This is a genomic window from Lachnoclostridium sp. Marseille-P6806, from assembly GCF_964238185.1.
Classification (GTDB): domain Bacteria; phylum Bacillota; class Clostridia; order Lachnospirales; family Lachnospiraceae; genus Brotaphodocola.
Genome location: NZ_CAXSLG010000003.1, coordinates 61,038 through 81,534 on the forward strand (window position 1 = coordinate 61,038; position 20,497 = coordinate 81,534).

The 20,497-nt window shown below is 47.0% G+C and carries 24 protein-coding genes and 4 pseudogenes; 3 read left to right on the forward strand and 25 right to left on the reverse strand.

What is annotated here, in order from left to right; translation table 11 throughout:
- Positions 1–7: 7 nt before the first annotated feature.
- A pseudogene (locus tag ACESON_RS04365) lies at positions 8–1,485 on the forward strand (DDE-type integrase/transposase/recombinase).
- A gap of 196 nt (positions 1,486–1,681) precedes the next feature.
- Here the strand turns inward: ACESON_RS04365 and ACESON_RS04370 are convergent.
- The 6 genes and pseudogenes from ACESON_RS04370 to ACESON_RS04395 all read right to left on the reverse strand — a co-directional run bounded on the left by ACESON_RS04370 (position 1,682) and on the right by ACESON_RS04395 (position 5,615).
- Complete coding sequence (locus tag ACESON_RS04370) at positions 1,682–2,428, reverse strand: BRO family protein (protein WP_373108676.1); 747 nt, start codon at positions 2,426–2,428, stop codon at positions 1,682–1,684.
- Positions 2,429–2,462: 34 nt separating this feature from the next.
- Positions 2,463–3,332, reverse strand: a pseudogene (locus ACESON_RS04375) (DUF6017 domain-containing protein).
- Between the two features lie 67 nt (positions 3,333–3,399).
- On the reverse strand, positions 3,400–3,585 hold the full coding sequence (locus ACESON_RS04380) for a hypothetical protein (RefSeq protein ID WP_373108677.1): 186 nt from the start codon (positions 3,583–3,585) through the stop codon (positions 3,400–3,402).
- 29 nt (positions 3,586–3,614) lie between these two features.
- The gene (locus ACESON_RS04385) at positions 3,615–3,890 is read right to left on the reverse strand and encodes a DUF5720 family protein (protein WP_006775625.1); all 276 of its coding nucleotides are present in this window, start codon (positions 3,888–3,890) and stop codon (positions 3,615–3,617) included.
- 12 nt (positions 3,891–3,902) lie between these two features.
- Positions 3,903–4,838 (reverse strand): ParB/RepB/Spo0J family partition protein, encoded by a 936-nt coding sequence (locus ACESON_RS04390; protein WP_373108678.1) that lies wholly within the window; start codon positions 4,836–4,838, stop codon positions 3,903–3,905.
- Positions 4,795–5,615, reverse strand: a pseudogene (locus ACESON_RS04395) (ParA family protein). Before ACESON_RS04395 ends, ACESON_RS04390 begins: the two are co-directional and overlap by 44 nt.
- On the opposite strand from ACESON_RS04395, the gene ACESON_RS04400 reads away from it, so the two are divergent.
- On the forward strand, positions 5,548–5,910 hold the full coding sequence (locus ACESON_RS04400; RefSeq protein ID WP_373108876.1) for a hypothetical protein: 363 nt from the start codon (positions 5,548–5,550) through the stop codon (positions 5,908–5,910). The pseudogene ACESON_RS04395 and the gene ACESON_RS04400 sit on opposite strands and share 68 nt — an antisense overlap.
- A 182-nt stretch (positions 5,911–6,092) precedes the next feature.
- Here ACESON_RS04400 and rpsI read toward each other — a convergent pair whose 3' ends face one another.
- From rpsI to ACESON_RS04430, 6 genes and pseudogenes are all read right to left on the reverse strand, one after another.
- Complete coding sequence (gene rpsI / locus ACESON_RS04405; RefSeq protein WP_177958047.1) at positions 6,093–6,485, reverse strand: 30S ribosomal protein S9; 393 nt, start codon at positions 6,483–6,485, stop codon at positions 6,093–6,095.
- Positions 6,486–6,510: 25 nt separating this feature from the next.
- A complete protein-coding gene (gene rplM, locus ACESON_RS04410) occupies positions 6,511–6,945 on the reverse strand; it encodes a 50S ribosomal protein L13 (RefSeq protein ID WP_177958044.1) in 435 nt (144 codons plus the stop codon).
- A 598-nt stretch (positions 6,946–7,543) separates the two neighbouring features.
- Positions 7,544–8,281, reverse strand: a pseudogene (gene truA / locus ACESON_RS04415) (tRNA pseudouridine(38-40) synthase TruA); the annotation flags it as partial.
- A gap of 145 nt (positions 8,282–8,426) precedes the next feature.
- The gene (locus ACESON_RS04420) at positions 8,427–9,221 is read right to left on the reverse strand and encodes an energy-coupling factor transporter transmembrane protein EcfT (protein WP_177958040.1); all 795 of its coding nucleotides are present in this window, start codon (positions 9,219–9,221) and stop codon (positions 8,427–8,429) included.
- A 2-nt stretch (positions 9,222–9,223) separates the two neighbouring features.
- Positions 9,224–10,108, reverse strand: a complete 885-nt coding sequence (locus ACESON_RS04425; protein WP_177958039.1) for an energy-coupling factor transporter ATPase — start codon at positions 10,106–10,108, stop codon at positions 9,224–9,226.
- A gap of 1 nt (position 10,109) precedes the next feature.
- The gene (locus tag ACESON_RS04430) at positions 10,110–11,000 is read right to left on the reverse strand and encodes an energy-coupling factor transporter ATPase (RefSeq protein WP_177958037.1); all 891 of its coding nucleotides are present in this window, start codon (positions 10,998–11,000) and stop codon (positions 10,110–10,112) included.
- A 212-nt stretch (positions 11,001–11,212) separates the two neighbouring features.
- Here ACESON_RS04430 and ACESON_RS04435 point away from each other — a divergent pair, with 212 nt between their 5' ends.
- A complete protein-coding gene (locus ACESON_RS04435; protein ID WP_177958036.1) occupies positions 11,213–11,488 on the forward strand; it encodes a TM1266 family iron-only hydrogenase system putative regulator in 276 nt (91 codons plus the stop codon).
- Between the two features lie 198 nt (positions 11,489–11,686).
- On the opposite strand, the gene ACESON_RS04440 is transcribed toward ACESON_RS04435, so the two are convergent.
- From ACESON_RS04440 to rplO, 13 genes are all read right to left on the reverse strand, one after another.
- Positions 11,687–12,943: an N-acetylmuramoyl-L-alanine amidase family protein gene (locus tag ACESON_RS04440; protein WP_373108679.1), complete on the reverse strand. Its 1,257-nt coding sequence runs from the start codon at positions 12,941–12,943 to the stop codon at positions 11,687–11,689.
- Between the two features lie 174 nt (positions 12,944–13,117).
- Positions 13,118–13,654: a L17 family ribosomal protein gene (locus ACESON_RS04445; protein ID WP_177958034.1), complete on the reverse strand. Its 537-nt coding sequence runs from the start codon at positions 13,652–13,654 to the stop codon at positions 13,118–13,120.
- A 126-nt stretch (positions 13,655–13,780) separates the two neighbouring features.
- A complete protein-coding gene (locus ACESON_RS04450; protein WP_177958033.1) occupies positions 13,781–14,740 on the reverse strand; it encodes a DNA-directed RNA polymerase subunit alpha in 960 nt (319 codons plus the stop codon).
- Between the two features lie 128 nt (positions 14,741–14,868).
- Positions 14,869–15,462: a 30S ribosomal protein S4 gene (rpsD, locus tag ACESON_RS04455; RefSeq protein ID WP_177958031.1), complete on the reverse strand. Its 594-nt coding sequence runs from the start codon at positions 15,460–15,462 to the stop codon at positions 14,869–14,871.
- A 15-nt stretch (positions 15,463–15,477) separates the two neighbouring features.
- The gene (gene rpsK, locus ACESON_RS04460; protein WP_177958030.1) at positions 15,478–15,879 is read right to left on the reverse strand and encodes a 30S ribosomal protein S11; all 402 of its coding nucleotides are present in this window, start codon (positions 15,877–15,879) and stop codon (positions 15,478–15,480) included.
- A 140-nt stretch (positions 15,880–16,019) separates the two neighbouring features.
- Positions 16,020–16,388 carry a 30S ribosomal protein S13 gene (gene rpsM / locus ACESON_RS04465; protein ID WP_177958029.1) on the reverse strand — a complete coding sequence of 123 codons (369 nt, stop codon included), beginning with the start codon at positions 16,386–16,388 and terminating at the stop codon, positions 16,020–16,022.
- A 33-nt stretch (positions 16,389–16,421) separates the two neighbouring features.
- A complete protein-coding gene (rpmJ, locus tag ACESON_RS04470; protein WP_003497809.1) occupies positions 16,422–16,535 on the reverse strand; it encodes a 50S ribosomal protein L36 in 114 nt (37 codons plus the stop codon).
- Between the two features lie 245 nt (positions 16,536–16,780).
- Positions 16,781–16,999, reverse strand: coding sequence for a translation initiation factor IF-1 (infA, locus tag ACESON_RS04475; RefSeq protein WP_054333082.1), 219 nt, complete (start codon positions 16,997–16,999; stop codon positions 16,781–16,783).
- A gap of 4 nt (positions 17,000–17,003) precedes the next feature.
- Positions 17,004–17,240, reverse strand: a complete 237-nt coding sequence (locus tag ACESON_RS04480) for a hypothetical protein (RefSeq protein ID WP_177958028.1) — start codon at positions 17,238–17,240, stop codon at positions 17,004–17,006.
- Between the two features lie 16 nt (positions 17,241–17,256).
- Complete coding sequence (gene map, locus ACESON_RS04485) at positions 17,257–18,006, reverse strand: type I methionyl aminopeptidase (protein ID WP_177958027.1); 750 nt, start codon at positions 18,004–18,006, stop codon at positions 17,257–17,259.
- A 2-nt stretch (positions 18,007–18,008) separates the two neighbouring features.
- Positions 18,009–18,653 carry an adenylate kinase gene (locus tag ACESON_RS04490; RefSeq protein ID WP_177958026.1) on the reverse strand — a complete coding sequence of 215 codons (645 nt, stop codon included), beginning with the start codon at positions 18,651–18,653 and terminating at the stop codon, positions 18,009–18,011.
- 68 nt (positions 18,654–18,721) lie between these two features.
- Complete coding sequence (gene secY, locus ACESON_RS04495; RefSeq protein ID WP_177958025.1) at positions 18,722–20,038, reverse strand: preprotein translocase subunit SecY; 1,317 nt, start codon at positions 20,036–20,038, stop codon at positions 18,722–18,724.
- A gap of 1 nt (position 20,039) precedes the next feature.
- Complete coding sequence (rplO, locus tag ACESON_RS04500) at positions 20,040–20,480, reverse strand: 50S ribosomal protein L15 (RefSeq protein WP_177958024.1); 441 nt, start codon at positions 20,478–20,480, stop codon at positions 20,040–20,042.
- Between the last annotated feature and the right edge of the window lie 17 nt (positions 20,481–20,497).

Consider the following 20,497-nt stretch of genomic DNA (forward strand, 5'->3'; position numbering starts at 1 on the left):
AATGCTCATGGACATTATACTGTATTTACTCCAGACAATTCAAGACCTTTATCGCCAAAACTGCTGGTTAATCAACTTCATTTGCAGATATATCCCCCTTAAGCAGTGGGCCTTTGATGATTCCCATTCCCCAAAGTACCAAAAGTTCAAGATTGATGAACTCCCTTTGATTACCGACTTCCACCAGGACTGGACTTATTAAGGAGCTCATCCCTTACTTACTACAAACAACGCTATGGCAAGAAGATCCGCCCTGTCAGCCGCCGCTCTGAATGTGATATTCCTGACGCCTGCAGCTGTCCCCGCTGTAATGCACCAAAGCTCTTTCTGTACAAAAATAACGGTTCTAAGGGACAACTCCTCTGTAAGGTCTGCAATGCAAGATTCTCTCCCGATGAAAGCCGCTTTTCCTCTGTGAAACTGCGCTGTCCGCATTGCGGGAACTCTCTGGTGCCCAAGAAAGACCGCAGGCACTTTGTCATTCATAAGTGTGTCAATCCCAAATGCCCTTACTATCTCCACAACCTCAAAAAAGTGGATACGAAAGACCTGAAAGAAGATTACGGTAAAAATAAATATAAGCTCCATTATATCTACCGTGAGTTCACGATGGATTTTTTCAGCATGGACTTAACTACCCTGCCAAAGAATGCTTCTTCCCTGAAATTCAGTAAGCACAATGCCCATGTCATGTCCTTATGCCTAACGCTGCATGTCAATCTGGGACTTTCCCTGCGCAAGACATCACAGGCTTTAAAAGACCTGTATAACATCAGCATTTCCCACCAGCAGATCGCTAACTACTGCAAGACCGCTGCCATCTGTATCAAACCCTTTGTCGATCTGTACCCCTACGAAAAGGGGAGTGTATTCACTGCGGATGAGACCTATATAAAAATCCGGGGTATCAAGACCTATATCTGGCTCATCATGAATGCCGCTACACGATCCATCATCGGCTACCAGGTCTCTGATAATCGTGGTGTCGGCCCCTGCATCCTGGCCATGCGTATGGCATTCCAGGGGATCATAAAACTGCCGGAGAATTTTAAGTTCATTGCAGATGGATACAGTGCTTACCCACTCGCTGCAATGGAATTCGTAAAGAAGTTTGGAAAAGACTTTACCTTCAAAATCACTCAGGTAATTGGACTTACCAACGACGATGCTGTTTCTACGGAACACCGCCCTTTCAAACAGATGATTGAGTGATTGAACCGCACCTATAAGACTTCTTACCGTCACACAAACGGTTTCGATAACATCGACGGTGCCAACTATGACCTTGCCCTCTGGGTTGCTTACTATAACTTCCTTCGCCCACATAAACACAATAACTTCAAAGTCCTCAACGAAGTAGAGATACTGCAGGGTGCCGACAATATGCCGGGCAAATGGCAACTCCTCATCTTCCTGGGTCAGCAGACCATCCTGAATATGCAGAAAGCTAGTACTTCCATACCGGAGCGGAGCTATTGTCAATAGAACCGTGGAATACCGGAGCAGGCGGTATCGCCGACTGTGAGGATATGCCGCGAAAGTTTATTGACATAAGGCTCACGGATCATCCTGTTCAAGAGAAAAGGGGCAGCTGCACCCTTTCCCGGCCTTCTGGCGCATTTCCTCCATCAGCTGACCGATTGTTTTGCCTTCCTGCATAAAACCCACTTCCTTTCCGTTCTTATGAGACCAGCAAGATCATCTCCCGCTGCTGGGCAAAGTAGAGCTTGCCCTGGGGCGTGACCAGCGTGTAGGAACCGGTATGACCGTGGTTGCAGTAGTCTTTGACGCAAAACAGCCCTGCATTTTTCACATTGGCATAAGGCAGAACATTGCCGGATGCAGTACGGTACACAAACCGCTTTTCCAGAAGAAACCGAACAAACCGGCGCTCCGGCACATCCAGCTCTTTGGCAGTAGTCCTGAGATTGGTGCTGTCCTTTAAGTCGATGAACAGGTCATAGAAAGCGGCTTTGCCCTCCAGCTGTGCATTTTCCTTACGCAGAGAAATATTCGCTTCACGCTCAGCCAACAAGTCTGAGCAGAGCTTCATCAGAGCCTCCGGGGAAGTAGCTACCTCCCATAGCTTCTCTTTTGTGAGATAGGCCCCGTGCTTGCGAATGGTAGGCAGGACCTCATCGAATACCCACTGTTCAAACCGTTCTGCCGATGGCAATTTGCTGTGAACAATCAGGCGGTACAAATCTCCTTCGGGGATAAAAGTCATACTGATTTTGCGGTCAGGGCTTTGTGGGTGAGGTGCGTCGCGTTTCACGACATACCTACAATGGCGGATAATTGCATCGCGGGAATTGCTGTACCCCAGCGCAGCGGCCACATCCGTTCCGCAGAACAGGTATTTGCCGTTTTCTTCGATGACTCGCATACTGCCAAACTCCGGGTTTTTGAAAATTTCCATCTGGTTCATGTCGTGCCTCCTTTGGCATAATAAAAGGCGGCCTTTACCAGCCGCCTGCGTGCATATCGTGGTTGACCAATGAAGTGAAGTGATTGTTCATGGTGGTAGGAGCATTGAACAGCACCGCAAGCAGGTACTGCTTCATGTTGCGTACCTAGGTGGTGTTCTTTTGCAGACAGTCCATGACAAACTCGATGTGGGAGCTGTCCAGTTTCAAAAAGCGAGAGCGTACAATTTCGTGAGGAAAGTCCGCACCAGAGATCCGGGTGGTCTTTCGTTTGGCACAGACCGTTTCTACTAACAGCTCTACGATCTCATTCAAGTCATCCAGGTAGAGAGGATAACGCTGCTTCAAGCAGTCATACTCGATATTCTCCAAAATCAATTCCCGATAATTTTCTATCTCTGTGACAGACATCGCAGCTCTTCCTTTCCGTTCCGGCGGTCTTGCCGCCGCTGTTTCCCGGAAGGGAATGGAATCGGTACTTGATCCATAAGTAATTGGTTTTTCTGTATTTGATTTCTCTATATTTAATTCTGCGGGCTTTTCCGTATCCGGTTTTACCATATCCGGGTTTTCCGTATCTGGTGAAGCCGTATCCGGCCGGGACATATTTGGCTGGGGCTGTTCATAGATGACATACTCGGTATCTGTGATCCGCCCACTTTTATCGCGTCTCTGATGGCGCACGATATATCCGGCTCCTTCCAGTTCACGCAGGGCAGCACCGATGGCATCCACGCCCTCCTTACATATCTTTGCAAGGCCACGGGTGGTGTAATTCCAGTCCTCTGGCAAAGACAGCATCATGGAAAGCAGCCCCTTGGCTTTTAACGACAGGTTTGCATTTCGTAAATGATGATTGCTCATCACGGTATAATCACGGGTCCGTTCAATACGAAAAACGGCCATCGACCTCACTCCTTCCGAATTTTGGGTACAAAAAAACCGCAATCCTCATTTCAAAGAATTGCGGTATTCAACGCTTTTCAAATTTTTTTGCATAGAACCAAAACAGCGGCTTTTGGGGACACGCCTCTGTAAATGGCTCCTCCTGGGCGAAAGGAAGTGTTTGCATCACGCGGTCAATATCCGTTGAATCCATGTCATGCTGAGATTTGCAATCTTCCCGGATTGCTTCTTGAATTTCCTTTACCGTACACATAGTCATTCCTTTCCTTTCGTTGTATGGGTTTATGAGCGGCGGCGTTTTCCCGGTTTGAAATCGAGGATATGTCCCTCAATCACACGAGCGTAACGCTTGATCTTGATCTCCCGGCGCTGCTGGCTTTGCAGGGCGGCCTGATACCCGTCCTCAGTCAAAAACAGCCGCATTTCATCTCCGGGGCTGCCGTAAGCAGTGCTGGGACGCAGGACGGAAAACTCGATCATCCAGCGGGTGTTATCCCAAAACCTCTCTACGGCGAGAATGTTGTGTCCTTTCAGCTCACGGGCTGAAATATCCCTCATAGGCGGCTCCTTTCATCGTTCCTGGTCTCTCTGACGCTTTTTCTGCCATGCCTCCAGCAGCTTGATGATGGTTTCCTGCATCCGCTGGGGCGTATAGCTTTTAGGGAAATACTTCCGCAAAGTGTCAGAGGTAAATGTCACTCGGTCCAGATCACTTTTCTTTTCCTCACCCATGATGACACGCATCATATCGAGGGTCAGATGCCCCTCCTGACTGTATTTCTTGAGCCGCTGGGCTTGGGAAAGGGAAGGGGTAGCCTGTTCGCTGTCCATCGCGTCCAGCAGATCTACCTGTTCTTCCTTTTTGAGAAAGGACAGCTCATAGGCAGGGTTCAAGGCAATCTTCTTTTCATCCACCATATCCATCAATTCAGGAATCAGCTCTGTCAGACGGATATAACGCTGAATTTGATTTTTACTCTGCCCAACTTGTTCGGCCAAAATATCTCTGGACTTCTTACCATCCAACTTGTGCCCAACTTGGGCACAAGTTAAATCAACTCGCTCTCCCTGGTGTTTCATGGCATCCAGCTTCATCTTGTAAGCAAATGCCCTTTCACTGGGGAGCAGGCTTTCTCGCTGCAAGTTGCTGTCAACCATAATGATCGTGGCGGCATCATCATCCAGATTACGGACAATGACCGGCATAGTCTCCTTTTCTGCCAGCTCACTGGCTCTGTGCCGCCGGTGTCCGGCTACCAGCTCATAGCCGCCCTCCGGGTCCGGTCGGGCAATCGCCGGAACTAGAACGCCATACTGCTTGATACTGTCAGCGGTCTCCATCATGGCTTCGTCATCCTTGACTTTGAATGGGTGGTTCTTAAACGGATGCAGTTCAGACAAAGGAATTTCCTGAATCTTCTCTAGCTTTGCATCCTGGCGGCCTTCTTCGGTGGAAAACAGATCATCTACCGAGGCCAGTTCTATTTTTTTCGCGCTGCTTTTCAAGTTTCAACACCTCCTTCGTCAGATTTCGATACCCCTCTGCCACCTTGCCGCCAGGGTCATGGGCGAAAATACTTTTTCCCTCTGCACTGATTTCCTTTGCCCGGACAGAGTGGGGAATCTCTGTGCCGAATACTTTGATCTTGCTGCCATAGGTCTCCCGCAGGAGCGCGGAGATCTCTTTGGCAAAGTTGGTTCGGCTGTCCACCATCGTCAGCAGGATACCGTCTATCTGGAGCTTGGGGTTAATCTGCCGCTTTACCTTGTTTACCGTGGAGAGCAGCTGTTCCAGCCCTTTGGCGGGCAGATACTCCGCCTGAACGGGAATTATGATCCTGTTCGCAGCGGCCAGCGCATTGACTGTGAGCATCCCCAGGGAGGGCTGGCAGTCGATGAGGATATGGGAGTATTGCCCCTTCAGCGTGTCCAGATATTGCCGCAAGATAGTCTCACGGCTCATGGCATTGACCAGGGATACTTCCATACCGGATAACTGGATGTCCGCAGGCATCAGGTCTACACCCTCTGGATGGTGCAGGACACCCTCGCTGGGACGAAGCGGCTCATCCATCAGGATACGCCCCATAGCATCCGACAGCGTAAAGGGCAGCTTGTCCGGTTGGGGATTACCCAGGCTGATAGTCAGGCTACCTTGCGGGTCTCCGTCGATCAGCAGGACTTTCTTTCCAGCCTGCGCTAAACCGATTCCAAGTTGGCACAGGTTGTTGTCTTGCCAACACCGCCCTTCTGGTTGGCGATGGCGATGATTTGCGTGTTCATTGACTTCACCTCATTTCTGATTATTGCTGTTGCTTCTGGAAATAGAAAAAGCCGCCACTTCAAAATTAAAAGTGAAGTGACGGCTCTTTCTATGGCCGGAATACGAGTTCCTGAAATGAAAAAAGCACCCAGTCATTTTATACTGAGTGCTACATCAAATTCATATTCAATTATTCAAATTAGGTCAAACTATGCCAAACTGCCACAGCCCAAAACGAGGGGAAGGCAGGCTGAAAAGTACCTCCAAAAACACCCCAAAATCGGCTCTCGGTTAACCACTTTGGGCACCACTTGACCCTCTTTTTGCCCTCTTTTTGGCCGGTTAACCACTTGCGGACCACTAAAAATTGGGTGAAAACGGCTCTCGTTTTGCTAAATTTGGTCAAACTATATCAGCCCATTTAGATATAGTAAAACCCCGGAAAACCTTGATTTTCCGGGGTTTTTGAACCATTTTGATACGGTTTGAACAGCAGATTATCTCTTGCTGAACTGAGGCGCGCGACGAGCTGCCTTGAGACCGTATTTCTTTCTCTCTTTCATACGCGGATCTCTGGTCAGATAGCCAGCTTTCTTCAGAACCGGTCTGAAGTCAGCGTCTGCCTGCAGCAGAGCTCTGGAAATGCCGTGACGGATAGCGCCTGCCTGTCCGGAGAAACCGCCGCCGCGAACGTTTACCATAACATCAAACTTATCTGTGGTTTCGGTAGCAACCAGCGGCTGACGTACGATCAGCTTTAAGGTTTCCAGACCCAGATACTCGTCGATGTCTCTTTTATTGATAGTAATCTTACCGGTACCCGGTACCAGATATACTCTTGCGATGGATTTTTTTCTTCTTCCTGTTCCGTAATATTTATTTGCCATGATAACTTCCTCCTTTCAGTACCTTTAATTAAAATTTGATTTCCAGAGCTTCCGGCTTCTGAGCTGCGTGCTCATGCTCCGGACCTGCATATACATGAAGCTTGGTAATCATACTTCTTCCTAAAGGTCCCTTCGGAAGCATACCCTTAACTGCCAGCTCGATTACGCGCTCCGGCTTCTTGTCCATCATCTCGCGCAGGGTAGCTTCTTTCATGCCGCCCACATAATCGGAATGGCTGTAATATACTTTCTGATCCAGCTTTTTGCCGGTTACTTTCACTTTGTCTGCATTTACAACGATTACATAATCGCCGCAATCTACGTGCGGGGTGTAAATCGGTTTGTTTTTACCTCTTAAAACCTTTGCTACTTCTGAAGCCAAACGTCCTAATGTATATCCGGTAGCATCTACTACGTACCATTTTCTCTCAATCGTCGCTGGACTAGCCATAAAACTCTTCATTGGTTAACCTCCTGTTAAACTACATGATTCTTAATCAGCTTTATAGTAAAATGCCTACTCCGGGGCTTTGGCTTAAGCATTTCCACCTAACGTCACAGTTATACATTATATCCCACACATTCACGCGTGTCAAGGGTTTTCTTCCAGTGTTTTCAAGGTTTTTCTGCATTTTTGCGTTTTCTATCTGCCCTGTCTGACTGGAATCAGAGCTTCTGGCTCACGCTTCCTGTTTTCCGCCGTCCACAGCGCCAAACCATTCCTCTGATGTGGGAGAACCGATTTTCTGAATTTCCTTCTGCTCTTCCTCATCCAGAAGCAAAAGAGCTGTCTCCACAGAAATTGAATCTCTTCCCTCTATTACATAATACCCATATCGGTCTCCTGATTTTAGTCGTCCCTTTTCCAGATCCGCCACACAGACCAGCTCTGCGCCGTTCTGAAAAGCATGGTGAATCGTTCGCCGAAGAAGCCGTTCCCACTCCTCGTCTCTGCACCGTTCTACCAGGAAAAATGCTGTTTTCTCATCTTTGATATGGGACTGGAGAATATGATAATTCCAATGCCGGTTTTGGCTGTGACACCACCGTGGAAGTTCTTTTTCATATTCCATGTTCACCAGCGTCAGGCCTCTGGCCAGAGCCGTCTGACCTGCCTGCTGCCGATCCCTCGCTTCCAGAATTTCCTCCACATGCTCTGGGGGATAAACGCCCATTCCTACCTTCATCAGGGTTCCAGCTATGATCCGAACCATATTGTAAAGAAATCCGCTTCCGCTGATGCGAATTGTAATCATATCCCCTTCATCTCTGGTTACATCCAGACTGTAAATGGTACGCACAGTCTCCTCCGCCTGGGAACGCACGGTGCAAAAGCTTTTAAAATCATGCTCTCCCACCAGATACGCCGCACCCTGGCGCATTTTTTCCACATCCAGAGGAAAATAACAGAAGTGGGAATACAGCCGTTCCAGAGGCATGGCGATCTTCCTGTTGAGGATCTTATATTCATAAGTTTTTATACAGTTGGCCTTTCTGGGATGCCAGGACAGAGGAACCTCCTCAGAGGACTGAATCCGGATATCCTCTGGAAGACGCTGATTTAAGGCAAAACAGATTTTATCTGCAGGCATCCGGTTTTCTGTATCAAAAACCGCCACATTTCCTCTGGCATGAACGCCGGAATCCGTTCTGCTGGCTCCAATCACCATGATCGGCTCTCTTAAAAGCTCTGTCAACGCCCGATTCAGCACCTCTTCAATGGTCACACCATTAGGCTGCAGCTGCCATCCGCAATAGTTCGTTCCGTCGTAGGCCACCACCAATTTAACACGTTTCATAAATTTGTCTCTACTTTCTTTCCTACTACCCTGTTCCGGATAAAATTCGTAACAATTCAGCCATTCATCTTCCCGCCCTCTTACAACAGACAGGAAGCGTTGGGCGTCCACTCTCTTCCTCTCATAGAATATGCTTCCCGGCCTATTACCGTCCAAAAACAAATATCAAAACCAGATAGGCTGCATAAACCACATAGGTCATCCGATCTCTGGACGCATATTTTAACGGCTTCATTTTCGTTCTTCCCACGCCGCCGTGATAGCAGCGCGCTTCCATAGCCATGGCCAGATCCGTTGCTCGGCGAAATGCAGAAATAAACAGCGGCACCAGTAGCGGCACCATGCTTTTTGCCTTCTGAATCAGGTTTCCGCTTTCAAAATCTGCTCCCCGGGCCATCTGCGCCTTCATGATTTTGTCGGTCTCCTCCACCAAAATTGGAATAAAACGCAGGGCAATAGACATCATCATGGAAACCTCATGCACCGGAACCCCCACCTTATTCAGAAAACCAAGGCTTTTTTCCAGTCCGTCTGTCAGCTGATTCGGAGTTGTAGTCAGTGTCATAATCGAAGAACCAATAACCAGATAAATCAGCCGCAAGGCCATAAATCCAGCCATTCTCAGTCCTTCCCACGTGAGCTTCAGAAATCCAAGCTGAAACAGCACCGTACCTGGTGTAAGAAACAGATTAAAGCTGACACTGATTAGCAGCAGTACAACAATGGTTTTCAGTCCTCTCACAATAAATTTGAAAGGAACCTTTGATAAATGAATGGCACTAAACAGAAACACTGTGGCGATTCCATAGCCAATCAGACTGTCTGCCAAAAACAGGGACACAATAAATATCAGAGTTCCAAACAGCTTGGTTCTGGGATCCAGACGGTGTATCACCGAATCCACCGGATAATATTGTCCTAAGGTAATATCTCGTATCATACTTATTCGCTCAACTTTCTCCCGTTTCGGGCTTTGTCCGGACTGTCTAAAAGCTCCAGAATTGCCTCCTTCGCTTCTTCTACCGTTGTAATATCATCGGCAATGGGAACGCCATGATCTCTCAGGCTGTGTACTATATACGTAATCTGCGGCGCTGCCAGCCCAATCTGTTCCAGTTCTTTGTAATGGCGAAATACCTCCTTGGGCGGTGCGTCAAACGCCTTTTCCCCATGATTCATAACCATAATCCGATCTGCATACCGGGCCACATCCTCCATGCTGTGGGATACCAGAATGATAGTCATCCGTTTTTCTCTGTGAAGAGCCGCAATCTCATCCAGAATTTCATCCCGGCCTTTGGGATCCAGTCCTGCCGTAGGCTCATCTAAAATCAGCACCTCTGGCTTCATTGCCAGAACTCCGGCAATAGCTACCCGCCGTTTCTGACCGCCTGAAAGCTCAAAAGGAGACTGGGTCCAGAATCTCTCTTCCAGCCCTACCTGCTGTAAAGCCTCTCTTGCCCGCTGTTCAATCTCTTCCTTTTCCAGTCCCTGGTTTCTCGGACCAAAGCACACATCCGAAAATACATCAACCTCAAACAGCTGGTGCTCCGGATACTGGAATACCAATCCGACTTTGCTGCGCAGCTTTTTCATGTCATAGCCGTCCTGGTAAATGTTTTCTCCATTATAATAAAGCGCCCCGCTGCTGGCCCGCAGAAGTCCGTTTAAATGCTGTATCAGCGTAGACTTTCCTGAGCCAGTGTGGCCAATCAATCCAATAAACTGACCGTCTTCAATTTCAAAATTCACATCCTTCAGGGCATACTGCTCATAAACAGTCCCTTCCCCATACAGAAAATTCAAATGTTCTGCCCGGATTGCCATGTTATTTTTCCTCCAACTTTACCTGTTTGGGATACTTTTCCTGAAACAGCGGAAGCAGCTCTGCCATCAGCTCCTCCATTGTAAGAATCCCTGCCGGAAGCTTCACTCCCGCCTCTTTCAGTTCCCATGCCAGCTCTGTTACCTGGGGCACATCCAGCCGGTATTCCTTCAGTTCCTTTACCCTCGAAAAAATCTCCCGGGGTGTTCCATCCATAACCAGCCGTCCGTCATCCATTACAATAATTCTGTCTGCATCAATCGCCTCTTCCATATAATGAGTAATCAGAAGCACCGTAATTCCCTCCTTCTGATTCAGCTCATGAAGGGTGGCAATAACCTCCTTACGTCCGTTAGGATCCAGCATAGCCGTAGGCTCATCTAAAATAATGCACTGGGGCCGCATAGCCATCACTCCTGCAATGGCTACCCGCTGTTTCTGACCTCCTGACAGCTTATTTGGCGATTTCAGCCGGTAAGCGGTCATTCCCACTGCTTCCAGACTTTCATCCACCCTTTTCCAGATTTCATCTGTAGGAACGCCCAGGTTCTCCGGTCCAAAACCTACATCCTCCTCTACAATATTTCCGATAATCTGGTTGTCCGGATTCTGAAATACCATTCCTGCTGTTTTTCTGATATCCCAGATGTGGCTGTCATCTCTGGTATCCATGCCGGAAATCCACACGGTTCCCTCTGTCGGAAGAAGAATTCCGTTGACCTGTTTTGCAAAGGTTGATTTTCCAGATCCATTGTGGCCCAAAATTGCCACAAAATCTCCCTGCTGTATATCCAAAGTCAGCTGATCAATGGCACGGCTGACCTCCTCCTCATGATCCTCCTCATCTCTGCGGATATAATCATATATTAATTTAGAAGCTTTGATAATCCCCATATCGGATCCTTTCTGTGCAGTCCTCATGTTTTCTGTTTTTCGCCTTGCGGCCTCTAAACTGTTACCAATTTTACGCTATCTCAGATTAACAGTCAAGAGCTGTTGCGCAATCTCTTGCGCTGTAGTACAATACAGTTATGTATCCTGCTGTACCATTCCGTCTGGTATGGCTTTTTTCTCTGTATGTTTTCCAGCGCAAGAAAGGAGACTCTATGGAAAAGCTGTCTTCCCCAAATCAGGAGCACCGGATTGCCATGATAGGTATTGTGGTAGAAAATCCGGAATCTGTTGACACACTCAATGACATTCTCCATGACTACCGGCAGTATATTATCGGACGCATGGGAATCCCCTACCGGGAAAAAGAACTCAGCATTATCAGCATTGCTCTGGATGCTCCCCAGAACATCATATCCGCTCTTTCCGGCAAGGTGGGCAAATTAAATGGCGTCAGCTCCAAGACGATTTACTCCAGGGTGAAGGCATAAGCAGAGCTTCCCTCCGCCCGCAACAGATCGCTTCTGTGAACAATTTTCTTCCGCCGCACAGCGTTCTTTGTTGTGCGTTTTTTATTTCACTGAACAAACTTTCCTGTAAAGTAAAAGAAGCAGATGCGGCAGTATTCGTTATTCTGCCACATCTGCTTTTCTTCTATCCTTTATCCTGTTTCTCTTCTATATGCAGTTCTACCGAATCCATACTCCGTTCTCATTAACATAGAAGGTATCGATCCAGGTATTCACTGCCTTATGTCCGCTTCCTGGGTAGAAATAATACCAGTTTCCTTCCACCTGATACCATCCCTCTGCCATAGAACCATCACTGGTAAACCAGTAAGTCTTTCCATCCACGGTTGCCCAACGGTCTCTCAGCATACATCCTAAAAATGCATCCTGAGTTGGATTCATATAGTACCAGCGATGATTCCACAGAACCCATCCAATCACCATATCGCCATTTTCCGTTAAGTAATAGGTCTGATTGTTGCGGTTCTGCCAACCGGTCAGCATCCGTCCGTCATTATCAAACAGATACCATTTTCCTGCTACCTGTGCCCAGCCGTTCTTCTGATAAGAACCGTCAGGATAATAGTAGTACCAGGTGTTTCCAGAGCGCTGCCAGCCAACCTTTGCACTGGATCCGGGACCTGTTCCGGAACCTCCGTTATTCTGTCCGCTTCCATCTGATACATCTTCCTCTGCCAGATAGATCTCATCAGATTCTACCCACTCACTGCTTTCCCCATAATCCTCCTGCTTTCCGCTTTTGGCAATGCAGCGTACCCGGAAGGTATAAGTGCCTTCTCTTGTCATATAGGGATAAAAATTATAGCTGTGTGAGGTGGTCTCTGCAGTATGAATCTTGTTCGAACCTCGTTTTAAAACAACTTCATACTTTCCCGTTCCGCCTTCCTCCGGCTCTTCCCAACGGGCAGTGCCGCGGCTGCCGTCCTTCCAGTAGGCATCCTCTGGCGGAGCAAAGGTTCCCTCAATCGCCCTTACTCTCAGCTTTACAATCAGATTACCGTCCTTTTTTGAGGCGCTGATGAAATTGCCGTAGCGGACACTGACATTGCTGGAGCGGTAAGTCCCTTTAAACTGGTATTCATCGTTCCCTTCATCCCGGGGCGTCAAGGTCACCTTCATCTCCGGGGTATCTCCCACCCCCATGGTCTTTGATGTGGAAGTAGTCCACTCTGCATCTGTAATATCATACTTTCTAGAGGAATTCGTTACTAAAATCTCGCCATCCGAGGCCTGCTCACTGCTTCCTGCATTGCTCCATCCAATACCAGGTAATGTACTCCCAGCTTCGAGCTCTGAATCAATTCGAATTGTCACACTGGAAATGGTCCGCTCAGCCGCAAGAGATGTAATCATCCCCGCCGGTGTGAGGGCTGCCGCCAGCAACAACGCCCATACATGTCTGCTTTCTTTCTTCATAAATCTTCCCTCGCTTTTCTATCTACACTGTATAAAAGCAATACAGTTAATGTTGTTTCTAATTTCATTATAAATGCCATTAGTTGTAACGTCAACTTACGATATTCTTACCGTATTGAAAGAAAAGAAAGAAAAGAAGAGCTAGTGCATCAGCACCAGCTCTTCTAATAGTTATTATACCAGCTCTAACAGAACTTCCATAGCACCGTCGCCCTTACGCTGACCGATCTTAACGATACGGGTATATCCACCGTTACGGGAAACGTACTTCGGAGCAATCTCATCAAAGAGCTTTGCCGGAAGATCTACGGATTTGGTGTTTTTCTTTCTGCCAGCAGCAGTTGTCGGAACTTCTGTTACATCGTACAGAACCTTCAGCATCTGACGTCTAGCATGCAGTCTGGAAGGATTATCCTTCTTGATTTCCTTCTGAACTTCATCATAAACGGTAACCTTCTTGCCGTTTACAACTTCTTTGACTCTCTTACCGTCTTTGTCCTTGCGGGCAACCTTAGCGGTAACGGTAACAGTCTCAAAGTTATCTTTCTCTTTAACAGCCATTGCAATCAGACCTTCAGCAACCTTACGGATCTCTTTTGCTCTTGCCTCAGTGGTCTTGATGCTTCCATGATACAGCAGTGCAGTTACCTGGCTGCGGATCATTGCTTTTCTCTGGCTGGAAGTTCTTCCAAGCTTTCTATAACCTGCCATTTTATTTTCCTCCTGATAGTCGGGAGTGCAGTACCGTGCCCTTTGGTCTTACCGGACCGCATCACCATCATATTTTCTGTACCCGTTTCCTGCATCATCGGACTTATGGAAACTGGCACCTTTTCTTTACTCTTCGCTGGGATTCAGCTGCAATCCAAGCTCTTTTAACTTAGCAAGAACCTCTTCAAGAGACTTCCGGCCAAGGTTTCTCACCTTCATCATATCCTCCGGAGTTCTGTTGCACAGCTCCTCCACAGTATTGATTCCAGCTCTCTTTAAGCAATTGTAGGAACGAACGGAAAGTTCAAGCTCATCAATGTTCATCTCAAGCACTTTCTCTTTCTCATTGTCTTCCTTCTCTACCATGATCTCTGCGGTCTTGGCATTCTCAGACAGATCAATGAACAGATTCAGATGCTCGCTTAACACCTTTGCAGCAAGGCTGACTGCCTCATCGGGAGCCAGAGTTCCGTTGGTGTAAACGTCCAGGGTCAGCTTATCGTAATCGGTAACCTGTCCCACACGGGTATTCTCAATCGCCATATTAACACGCTCTACCGGAGTGTAAATGGAGTCAATCGCAATTACGCCGATAGGCAGCTCTTCGTTTTTATTTTTATCAGCGCTTACATATCCACGGCCCTTGGTGATGGTCAGCTCCATATAGAACTTGCTGTCTGTGCCGCCGCTTAAGGTAGCAATCACCTGATCCGGATTCATGATTTCGATATCCGGGTCAGCCTGGATATCAGCTGCAGTAATCACGCCTTCACCCTCAAATTCGATGTAAGCGGTTTTTACTTCATTGCTGTCGCTGTTGTTCTTAATAGATAAGCTCTTGATGTTCATGATAATCTCAGTCACATCCTCTTTTACTCCGGGGATGGAACTGAACTCATGCAAAACGCCGTCGATTTTCACCTGACTGACTGCTGCACCGGGTAAAGATGAAAGCATAATTCTGCGAAGAGAATTGCCTAATGTGGTGCCGTAGCCTCTCTCAAGCGGTTCAACTACAAACTTGCCATATTTCTTATCATCTGAAATTTCAACAATCTCAATGTTTGGTTTTTCAAAATCGAACACGACTATAGCCCCTCCTTTTGGGTTTTCTATCGAGGGTTATTTCGCACTCCATGGATGTTCTCTGAAAAAATCCAGAGAACAGTCTGCGTATCAAACGCTGCTGCGGCCCTAAGGCCTGCCAGCTTTTATTATTTGGAGTACAACTCGACGATAAGCATTTCGTTTACCGGAACATCAATCTCATCTCTGGTGGGCAGTTCTTTAACAACGCCCTTTAAGTTCTCCTGGTCAACATCCAGCCAAGCCGGAATCAGACGGCCGGAGGTTACTTCCAGAACATCTTTATATCTCTGAGCAGATTTTGCTTTCTCTTTCACTTCGATTACATCACCTGCTTTTACCAGGTAGGACGGAATGTTTACACACTTGCCGTTTACCAGGATGTGCTTATGATCAACGATCTGTCTGGTCTCACGACGGGTACGGCCAAATCCCATACGGAAAATAACGTTGTCCAGTCTTCTCTCCAGCAGAATCATCATGTTCTCACCAGTCTGGCCTTCCATCTTCTCAGCCTTGGTGTAGTAGTTGCGGAACGGTTTCTCCAGAACGCCATAGATGAACTTTGCTTTCTGCTTTTCACGCAGCTGAAGGCCATACTCGCTGATTTTTCTATTTGCTCTCTTTAATTCTCTGTTTGACTTTTTATCAATTCCTAAATAGATCGGATCTAATCCAAGAGATCTGCATCTTTTAAGAACAGGAACTCTATCTACTGCCACTTTTAGTACCTCCTATCAGACTCTTCTACGTTTTGGCGGGCGACATCCGTTATGCGGAACGGGAGTTACGTCCTTAATGCTAGTTACTTCGATACCGCATGCAGAAAGTGCACGGATTGCTGCTTCACGGCCTGAACCAGGACCTTTAACCATAACGTCTACAGATTTTAAACCATGTACTAAAGCTGCTTTAGCAGCAGTCTCTGCAGCCATCTGTGCTGCATATGGAGTAGATTTCCTTGAACCTCTGAATCCCAGACCACCAGCGCTTGCCCAAGACAGTGCGTTACCCTGCGCGTCAGTTAAGGTAACGATTGTATTGTTAAAAGAAGACTGGATATGTGCCTGTCCGCGTTCAACGTTTTTCTTTACACGCTTTTTTGTCACTTTTTTACTAGTGGACACCTTTTTAGCCATTTTAAACTAACCTACTTTCTTCTTACTTGAATCCTGTTTCCTGTTTTTAAAACATGCAACCTGATTCGTACTACACGTTACTTTCTGTTCTCTGTCCACTCGTCCAGAGAACTGCATCGTTCTAAATTGTGCGATGCTTATTATTTCTTCTTGTTTGCAACAGTCTTACGGGGACCTTTGCGAGTTCTTGCATTGGTTTTGGTCTTCTGACCACGAACCGGCAGACCTTTTCTGTGACGGATACCACGATAGCAGCCGATCTCCTGCAGTCTCTTGATGTTCATAGCGATCTCACGACGTAAGTCACCCTCAACCATCTGAGAATCAGCAATGATTGCTGCCAGCTTCTTAACTTCGTCATCGGTCAGATCCTTGACACGAGTGTCCGGATTCACGCCTGCCTCAGCAAGAATGCGATTTGAACTTGTTCTACCGATACCGTAGATATAAGTCAGACCGATCTCAACACGTTTTTCTCTTGGTAAATCAACACCTGCGATACGAGCCATGTGTGTCGTACACCTCCTATTACTTTTTGTTTGTTAACCTTGTCTCTGCTTGTGCTTAGGATTTTCACAGATTACTCTGATACTGCCTTTGCGTTTGATGATTTTGCACTTTTCGCAAATCGGTTTTACTGATGATCTCACCTTCACGGCAATTCTCCTTTCCTCTAAGCCGCCCTGCTTTCTGAAACTATGTCGGTTCCACAGGCCGGGGCGTTTCCAGTTGCATATATCCGACTAGCCGGACATATTGGTTTATCCGGGCGCAATTTTAGACAAACTTCACCCGGTATCTCAACAAAGTCGCCATAATAGTATAACATTATGTTTTCTATTATGCAAGTACTTTTTTGTAAAAAAAATCATAAAAAAACCGGATTTTTCCGGTCTTTTTCTTATTTATCTCTCCAGATAATCCGGCCCTTGGTCAGATCATAGGGAGATAATTCGATGGTTACCTTGTCGCCCGGCAGAATACGGATATAATTCATCCGCAGCTTTCCGCTGATGTGGGCCAGAACCTGATGGCCATTTTCCAGTTCAACCTGAAACATGGCATTGGGGAGCTTCTCTACAACAGTTCCTTCGATTTCAATTACGTCTGCTTTTGACATGGGTTTACCTCCTAATTGCAGTAATGGCTTTGATTGCTTCATCCGTCAGAGAAGAGCCGGATAAAACCGGCGTTTTCTCTGCCTGGATATGCTTCTTGTTTTTCCGTCCGGGACTGGCTGCAGTCATTTTCTCTCCGTCTGCGACTGCTGCATAATCCCCTTGGTCGTCTATTATGATATAGTATCGATCCCTGTCATTTCCTGCAAGGGATCTGCAAAGGCAGCCTGGCTTAAGTTTCACGCTTCCACCGCCTTTATTACAGAGAAAGAATCTCCGGTTCGCCCTCTGTGATCAGAATTGTATTCTCATAATGGGCTGACAAAGAACCGTCATCAGTCACTACTGTCCAGTCATCATCCATCCACACAACATCCGGACGACCTGCATTGATCATTGGTTCAATCGCAAGTGTCATACCGGGCATCAGACGGATTCCCTTACGCTTCTGTGCAAAGTTGGGAATCTCCGGCTCCTCGTGAAGATGATCTCCAATCCCATGTCCCACCAAATCTCTTACCACTCCATAGCCAAAGCTCTCTGCATAAGCCTGGATGGCAGATGAGATATCATTGAGATGATTGCCTGCTTTTGCAAACTTGATTCCTTCAAAAAAACTTTCGCGGGTAACCTGAATCAGTTTTTCCGCCTCCGGTGTAATTTTCCCGATTGCATGAGTACGAGCTGCATCAGAGTGATAGCCGTGATAAATCACACCTGCATCTAGGCTGACAATATCGCCTTCCCGGATAATCCGGTGCTTACTGGGAATCCCATGTACAACCTCGTCATTCACAGAAACGCAGATAGACGCAGGATAACCGTTATAGTTTTTGAAAGAAGGGATGCAACCATGGCTGCGGATCAGCTTTTCTCCCAGCCGATCAATGTCCATGGTGCTCATTCCAGGACAAAGAGCCTTTCCCAGCTCCTCATGTACGCTTGCCAGGATTTTTCCAGCCTGACGCATCAATTCAATTTCTCTTGCAGATTTAATGGTTACTGACATAATTACGCCCCCAGGACATCGGTGATGTCTTTAAATACTTCATTTAAATTCTTTGTTCCGTCTACCGTGTGCAGGATTCCTTCAGTTTTGTAATACTCAATCAGCGGCTGAGTCTGCTGATGATATACGGTAAGACGTTTCTGAACCGTTTCCGGCTTATCATCATCTCTCAGAACCAGCTTTTCGCCGCAGGCATCACAGATTCCCTCCTGCCTTGTGGGATTGTAGACAATATGGTAGGTTGCTCCGCAGGCAAGGCAGGCTCTGCGTCCAGACATTCTGGTTACAATAGCCTCATCCGGCACATCTACATCAATGGCATAATCCATTTTTTCTCCAAGGGCTTTTAAAGCCTCTGTCAGACTTTCTGCCTGAGGAATTGTTCTGGGGAAGCCATCAAGTACATAACCGCTTTCGCAGTCTGCCTGGCTGATACGGTCAAGCAGCATTCCAATTGTTACATCATCCGGAACCAGCTGTCCCTGATCCATATAGGATTTGGCTTTCATGCCCAGCTCTGTTCCGCCTTTAATATTGGCACGGAAAATATCTCCAGTAGAAATATGGGGAATTCCGTATTGTTCCGCAATTTTCTTGGCCTGGGTGCCTTTTCCTGCTCCGGGAGCACCCAACATGATGATCTTCATATTGTCACATCCTCCTTTTCTCCATATGCAAGAAAGCCGCTGCCCATAATGTGCAGCAGCTCTCTGTATTAATCGTTCAAAAAGCCTTTGTAGTTTCGAACTATCATCTGAGATTCAATCGACTTAATCGTTTCCAGAATAACACTGACGATAATGATCAGTGAGGTTCCCATGAACGAAAGCTGACTTACAGAAAACAGTCCGGAAATCATAATCGGGATGACGCTGATAATAATCAGACCGACAGCACCGATAAATACCAGGTAATTCAGAATCTTGTTCAGATAATCGGAAGTCGGCTTTCCAGGACGGATACCCGGGATAAAGCCGCCGGACTTCTTCATATTGTTTGCCACTTCCAGAGGGTTGAAGGTGATGGATGTATAGAAATATGCAAACAGCACAATCAATACAAGATAAATCACCAGACCCACAGAATACCAGGGCATATCAGGACGGAACCAGGATGAAGAATTTAACATCATCAGGATTTTGCCGCCGATTGTGGTATAATCCGGCTGGAAGAACTGTGCTATCACAACCGGGAAGGACATAATGGAAGATGCAAAAATTACCGGAATAACGCCTGCGGTATTCACCTTCAGCGGAATGTGGGAGGACTGGCCGCCCACAAGCTTTCTGCCTACCATCTTTTTTGAATACTGAACGGGAATTCTCCGTTCACCATCCTGAAGAACTACAACGAATGCAAACATAGCACATACAAACGCCAGAACAAGAATGGCAATGGTCACAGTTGCACCGATGTTTTTCCCTCTTAAAAATACACTGTAAATTGTGTTTACATCTGCAGGAAGAGAGGAAATAATATTGAAAAGCAGTACAATGGAAATACCATTGCCTACGCCTTTCTCCGTAATACGCTCACCAATCCACATCAGGAACGCACTGCCGGCAGTCATTGTGGCTACCGCAATCAGAATGCTCCATACATCATAACTAAGCAGAAGTCCTCTTCCGCCAAATCCAATCGCCATAGCGGTGGATTCAATCAGAGCCAGACCAACTGTCAGATAACGAGTATACTCGGCAATCTTCTTTCTTCCATCTTCACCGTCACGCTGCATCTCTTCCAGCTTCGGAATCGCAATAGTCAGCAGCTGCATGATAATGGAAGATGTAATATATGGGGTAATACTCAATGCAAATACCGACAAAGAGGTAAAGGATCCACCTGTCATTGCATTGAAGAAGCCAAATGCATCATTGGACTGACTTGCGAAAAAGTCCGCAAAAAAGTCCGTTTTTACTCCAGGAATCGGCAGTTCAGAACCAAAGCGGATCACTACCAGCATCATGAAGGTGAAGATCAGCTTTTGTCTGATCTCCTTTACCTTCCATGCATTACGGAGTGTCTTTAACATATTAGATCACCTCGCAGGTTCCACCTAAAGCTTCAATTTTTGCCTTTGCACCCTCGCTGAATGCATTAACTTTTACGGTCAGCTTTTTGGTTAATTCACCATTACCCAGGAGTTTCACACCGTCTCTCGGATTCTTTACGATTCCGCACTCCATCAGGGACTCAACAGTTACAACTGCATCGTTCTCGAAGCACTCCAGAGCGCTTACGTTAATACCAACGATGGTCTTAGTGTTGCGGTTCTTGAATCCTCTCTTCGGGAGACGTCTGTATAAGGGCATCTGACCGCCTTCAAATCCCGGTCTGGTAGCTCCAGAACGTGCCTTCTGACCCTTGTGGCCCTTACCGGCAGTCTTTCCGTTGCCTGAACCATGACCGCGTCCTCTTCTGAAATTATCGCTGTGCTTGGAACCAACAGCAGGCTGTAAATTGGATAAATCCATTGCGTTGCACCTCCTTA